Origin of the sequence: Psychromonas sp. B3M02, assembly GCF_003318165.1 — a bacterium.
GTDB lineage: Bacteria > Pseudomonadota > Gammaproteobacteria > Enterobacterales > Psychromonadaceae > Psychromonas.
Genome location: NZ_QOCB01000111.1, coordinates 1 through 5585, shown reverse-complemented (window position 1 = coordinate 5585; position 5585 = coordinate 1). Strand labels below are relative to the sequence as shown.

Below are 5585 nucleotides of genomic sequence, written 5' to 3'. Positions count from 1 at the left end.
AAATGACTGTTCTAAATTTTGCGCCGGAAAAATGGCTTAGTTTGAGGCGTAAGTTGATGTAAATGGTTGTTCCCTATACGAAGCTTACAACGAAAAAATAAGTTGTTTTAACAAGTAAAATAGATCAGTTACTTACTATGATTGGTATTACCTTTAGCAGGCACAAAAAAAGAGCCCTTAGGCTCTTTTTGAAATTAAGTTAAACCTCGAATTAACGACGTAGACCTAATTCTGCGATTAATGCTGTGTAAGCTGCAACATTTTTACGCTTTAAGTAGTCAAGTAATTTACGACGTTGACTAACCATGCGTAATAGACCACGACGGCTGTGGTGATCATGGATGTGCTCTTTGAAGTGACCTTGAAGGTGGTTGATTTGTACTGTGTACAATGCAACTTGAACTTCAGGTGAACCAGTATCGCCTTCTGCGCGACCAAATTTTGCTACAATCTCAGCTTTCTGTTCTGCACTTAGTGACATAACGTACTCCGATATTTTGCGGTTATGTGGATAACCTATTTTAATTATTATCGCCGATCACTAATTCAGCGATAAAGTGAAGGCCGAAGTTTACGGACTTTTAACCTTATGTGCAACTATAAACACGCTTATTTTCGTGCTATTTATGCGTGGCTTCGCAAGCTATTAACCCAAGCATTTAATGCACCTATGAATTCAACGAGTAAACGACTTTATGCTCAATGAAAAGGTCGTTATTTTCAATAAAAAACGGCTTTTGTAAAAACAAAAGCCGTCATTATTTAATTATGCATAAAAGTAGTTAACGTAAAGGTTTTAATAATCCTTTAATGACTGAACGTAAACTAATAAATACCACAATTATCGCGAGAACAGGCAACACAACAAACATACTTGGGTGCCACTGTGGTGACAACTCAAATCCCCAGATCATTAATGCAGATAAAATAATCTCCGCCGCAATGGCAGCAACAAAGCCACCACTAAGTGCTAATAAACCATATTCAGCCCATAATGTATGACTGATACGTTTTTTACTTGCCCCTAATGTTCGGTAAAGCGTTATCTCTCTTTTACGCTCACTTAAACTTAAGCGTAATAGAGTGAAAATGAGCAAGATTCCCGCAACAACACCTAACGCCGCTAACCCAGTTAAAGACCAAGATATTTGTCTTAATAGACTTTGTACCTTAGTGGCCATAGTACGCAAATCCAATAGGGTAACCGTCGGGTAAGCGCGCGCTAATTCATTCACTAAAGGTGTTTGATCCTCTTCGGCTCTAAAACTGACCATCCAAGTAGAAGGTAAATCAGCCACCGCATCTTTACTAAAGATAAAGACAAAGTTTGGTTTTAAACTTTGCCACTCTACCGCTCTTAATGAATTAACCGTTGCCGTGAAAGGTTGACTATTCACTTCAAAAGTCATGGTATCGCCTATTTGTAATCCAAGCTCTTGCGCTACTTCTTGCTCTACTGAGACGGTTTTCTTACCCGTCCAATCACCTGCAATCACTTCGTTATAATCAGGTAATTGCTCCATCCAAGTGAAATTCACTTCGCGCTTCAAAATACGCACTTCAGGATCTTGGTATGCAGGTAGCTCGGCCGAGTCTTGACCTCGTATTTTAGTAATACGCCCTCGAATAATGGCAAAAGCATCACTATGCGGTAGTCCAGCTTGATCTAACGCTTGTAAATACCCTTGTTGTTGCTCTGGACTGATATTAATAGAGAACACATTCGGCGCATCGGGCGCTAAGGTTTGCTGCCAGTCACCTAACAAGTCACTTTTCACCAACCAAATTAACGCCACTAACATCAGCGAACCAGATAACGCAGCTAGCTGCATCATACTGTTTTTTGGTGCACGACTAATACGGCTTAACGCTAGGCTCAGCGCTGCCCCCCATTTTATTTTTCCTAATAGCTGTAAAAAGCCATAACTTAAACCAGCTAACACAACAAACAGCACTAATAAGCCAATTAACACCATCCACACTAATTTGTTACCACCATAAAACACGACTAGTGCCGTAAAAGGTAATAACAATAACCACCAGCTAGTTTTACTGTATGTCACTGCTTGCTTTTGAATGACATTAATCGCTGGGGCATCTAATAAGCGAGTTAATGGGATCAGCAATGCCGGTAAGCCAATGCAAAGTGCAACGCCTAAGGCAAACAAGAAAGGTTGTACACCAATACTTGGTAACTGTTGAGGCAAAATATCGGCAAGCGGTACACGTAATAGGTACTCTAATAACAAACCTAATGAACTACCAATCACAAAAGCACTGATAAACATAATCAATACTTGTGTGGTTAACCAAGTCCGCAACCAAGCACGACTAGACCCCATGCTTTTTAACATGGACACGGTTTCACTGCGATTTCGCACATAATGCAGGCAAGTTAAGATAAGTGTCACCGCTGCCATCAATATCACCATCAAAATAGTCAGTGATAAATATTGCTTAGCTTTATCCATTAAACGAACAGCACGACTCTCTCTATTTTGATCACCCCATGACTCACCAGGTTGTAACTCATAACGATCCTGAAAAGCAGCTAATGCAGTAGGCTCACCATTAATGAATAAACGATAACGTACTCGACTACCTATTTGAATTGCACCGGTTTTATCGAGGTCAGTGCTATGAATAAATACATTGGGGATACTGTTAAATGGGTTATAAGCTAACTCAGGCTCCTCTTCTATGGTGCCACTGATCGCAAGTTCAGCATCACCGATGGCAATCGTGTCGCCAACCTTGCTTTCTAAGATTGAAAATAAACGAGGAGAAAGCCACAACTCGCCAGGTTTAACTTGTTTTTGAGCCGATTGTTGAGCATCTCTAAGGGTTAATGACCCACGTAATGGGTAACTGGTTTCAACACTTTTCACTGTGACTAATTGTAAGTTCTGATCACTAAACGCCATCGTTTGAAAACGGCTTTGTGAAGAAGTACTTAACCCTGCGGCTTGTGCTTTATCCACTAACTCTTCTGGCACAGGGTTTGTTGATCGAAACACAAGATCTGCCGCTAATAGATCACGTCCTTGATTGGTCATGACCTTTTCAACACGTAATGCCAGAGTCGATAAAGCAACAACACAAGCAATAATCAAAGTTAATGCCACCATCACAGGCCATAACTGACCAGACCAGATCTCTCGCCAACTCCAGCTGATTATCATTTTATTTGTTTTCATGCGCTTTCCTGACACTGACCAGCATTCATAATCAAAGTGCGTTGACAACGTTTTGCCAACTCAGGATCATGAGTGACTAATACCAAGGTGGTGCCTTGCTCTTTATTCATAGCAAATAACAACTCAACAATCGTCTTAGCGGTTTTTTGGTCTAAATTTCCCGTAGGCTCATCGGCAAATAAGATTTTAGGTTGAGTAACAAAGGCACGTGCTAAGGCAACACGTTGTTGTTCCCCTCCGGATAACTGCGTAGGTAAATGGGTTTCACGTCCAGATAATCCTACTTCAGCCAATAGCTTCTTCGCTTTAAGCTCATTAGCTGCTTGATCTTCATTACCACGTAATAGCATAGGTAGCGTGACATTTTGTAATGCAGTGAGTGACGGGATTAATAAAAAATTCTGAAACACAAAACCGATTGATTCACTACGCATTTTAGCGCGTTGCTCATCATCCATTTCTGAAATAGTTGAGCCTAATAAACTAATAGTCCCTGAGCTGGGTTGATCTAAACCTGCCAATAAACTCATCAGTGTGGATTTACCCGCACCTGAGGTTCCCATAATAGCAACAGACTCTCCTGCATTGATGTTGAAGGAGATCCCCTTTAGGATAGACAGTTCGTTATCATTACTAATCACAGATTTAGTAATGTTTTCAACATTGATAATGGATTGACTCATGATTAAACTCGTTTCCTTAATATTTTCATTGCTTATTTTTTCATCTGCAGCTAACAGTAACACGTTACTTATTGTCGGAGATAGCTTAAGTGCTGGTTATAAAATACCTGTTGAACAAAGTTGGGCAGTACTGCTACACGAACAATTAAAAGCACAAAACCAAGACCTTGAAGTGGTTAATGCCAGTATTTCTGGTGACACAAGTGGTAATGGTTTAGCGCGATTACCTGGCTTGTTAACAACACACCAACCCGATTATGTATTAATCGAACTGGGTGCTAATGATGGCTTAAGAGGTTTCTCTCCAACCATTATCAGTGACAATTTAAACGCTATGATTGAATCAATCAAAGCTGAAAATGCCAAACCGATATTAATGCAAATTCGTGTGCCAACTAATTATGGGCAACGTTACGGTAAAGCTTTTTCAGATATTTACCCCGCATTAAGTGAACAGACAGATACGCCATTAATGCCATTTTATTTAGAACAAGTCATTACAAAACCTGAGTGGATGCAAAATGATGGCTTACATCCTAACGTTAAAGCGCAAAGTTGGATCGCTGAGTTTATCGCAACAGAACTTGGTAAAATAATTAAATAATCTGCTACATAAAACAGAATAATACAGTTCCTTTTTAATAACTGTATTATTCGACCGATCTTCTATCTGAATAATTTCACTTTAGAGTGAATGAAAATAAAATAACTAGCCTGCTAAAGATTTTAGACTTAATATCAAAAACTTAATTTAGTCAAAAATCAAAAAATAATATATCAGTAGATACGACACTAATCTTAGCGGGGGATCAAGGATGATTAAAAATCAAAAAACGGCGACTCTTTTTGCTCTATTAGCCGTACTGATGTGGTCAACTGTTGCTACTGCATTTAAAGTGACACTTCTCTATTTCAGCGCATTACAAATGCTATTTGTGGCAAGTTTAACAAGTAGCCTTGTATTGTTAATTATCTGCTACCAACAAGGCAAACTTAACTTATTAAAAGAGAGTTTTTTAAAACGCCCCTATTTTTATTTATTAATGGGCGCGATCAACCCATTTTTATATTATTCTCTGCTGTTTCAAGCTTATGACCTGCTGCCTGCACAACAAGCACAATCACTCAATTACACCTGGGCGATTACTTTATCTTTATTAGCCGTACCAGTGTTAGGACAAAAATTACGCAGAAATGACGTGATTGCTATTACTTTAGGTTATCTAGGTGCGTTAATCATTGCGACTAAGGGCAACTTATTGACGCTCGATTTTGTAAGCCCCTTAGGTGTTGGCTTAGCTTTATTAAGTACTATTTTGTGGGCCTGTTATTGGATATTTAATAGTAAAAACGATGCTGACCCTATCGCTTCTTTGTCGCTATGTTTTCTTTGTAGCTTACCGATGATCTTAGTTTCTGTGATGGTGTTTGACGATATCAGTATGACGGCTTGGCAAGGCTGGTTAGGTGCAACCTACATTGGCTTATTTGAAATGGGTTTAGCTTTTGTGGCTTGGTTAACAGCGCTTAAATATGCGGAAAGTACCAGTAAGATCAGTAATCTTATCTTTATCTCGCCTTTTGTTTCCTTGTTATTACTTAACTTTATTATTGGAGAAACTATCTACCCTGCAACGATTATCGGATTGGTCTTAATTATTGTAGGCTTGTTGATTCAGAAAAAGAATTAATACCAATTGTATTA

The 5585-nt window shown here is 39.1% G+C and carries 5 protein-coding genes; 2 read left to right on the top strand and 3 right to left on the bottom strand.

Features of this window, described 5'->3' with window-relative positions:
* Positions 1–211: 211 nt before the first annotated feature.
* The 3 genes from rpsO to DS885_RS12315 all read right to left on the bottom strand — a co-directional run bounded on the left by rpsO (position 212) and on the right by DS885_RS12315 (position 3880).
* Positions 212–481, bottom strand: coding sequence for a 30S ribosomal protein S15 (gene rpsO, locus DS885_RS12325; protein WP_028870486.1), 270 nt, complete (start codon positions 479–481; stop codon positions 212–214).
* Positions 482–782: 301 nt separating this feature from the next.
* Positions 783–3197, bottom strand: coding sequence for an ABC transporter permease (locus DS885_RS12320; RefSeq protein WP_113819725.1), 2415 nt, complete (start codon positions 3195–3197; stop codon positions 783–785).
* Complete coding sequence (locus DS885_RS12315) at positions 3194–3880, bottom strand: ABC transporter ATP-binding protein (protein WP_113819724.1); 687 nt, start codon at positions 3878–3880, stop codon at positions 3194–3196. Before DS885_RS12315 ends, DS885_RS12320 begins: the two co-directional genes overlap by 4 nt.
* Here DS885_RS12315 and tesA point away from each other — a divergent pair.
* Both tesA and DS885_RS12305 read left to right on the top strand, forming a co-directional pair.
* A complete protein-coding gene (gene tesA, locus DS885_RS12310) occupies positions 3879–4484 on the top strand; it encodes a multifunctional acyl-CoA thioesterase I/protease I/lysophospholipase L1 (RefSeq protein ID WP_113819723.1) in 606 nt (201 codons plus the stop codon). The genes DS885_RS12315 and tesA overlap by 2 nt on opposite strands.
* Before the next feature lie 211 nt (positions 4485–4695).
* Positions 4696–5571: a DMT family transporter gene (locus tag DS885_RS12305; protein WP_113819722.1), complete on the top strand. Its 876-nt coding sequence runs from the start codon at positions 4696–4698 to the stop codon at positions 5569–5571.
* The last annotated feature ends 14 nt before the right edge of the window (positions 5572–5585 follow it).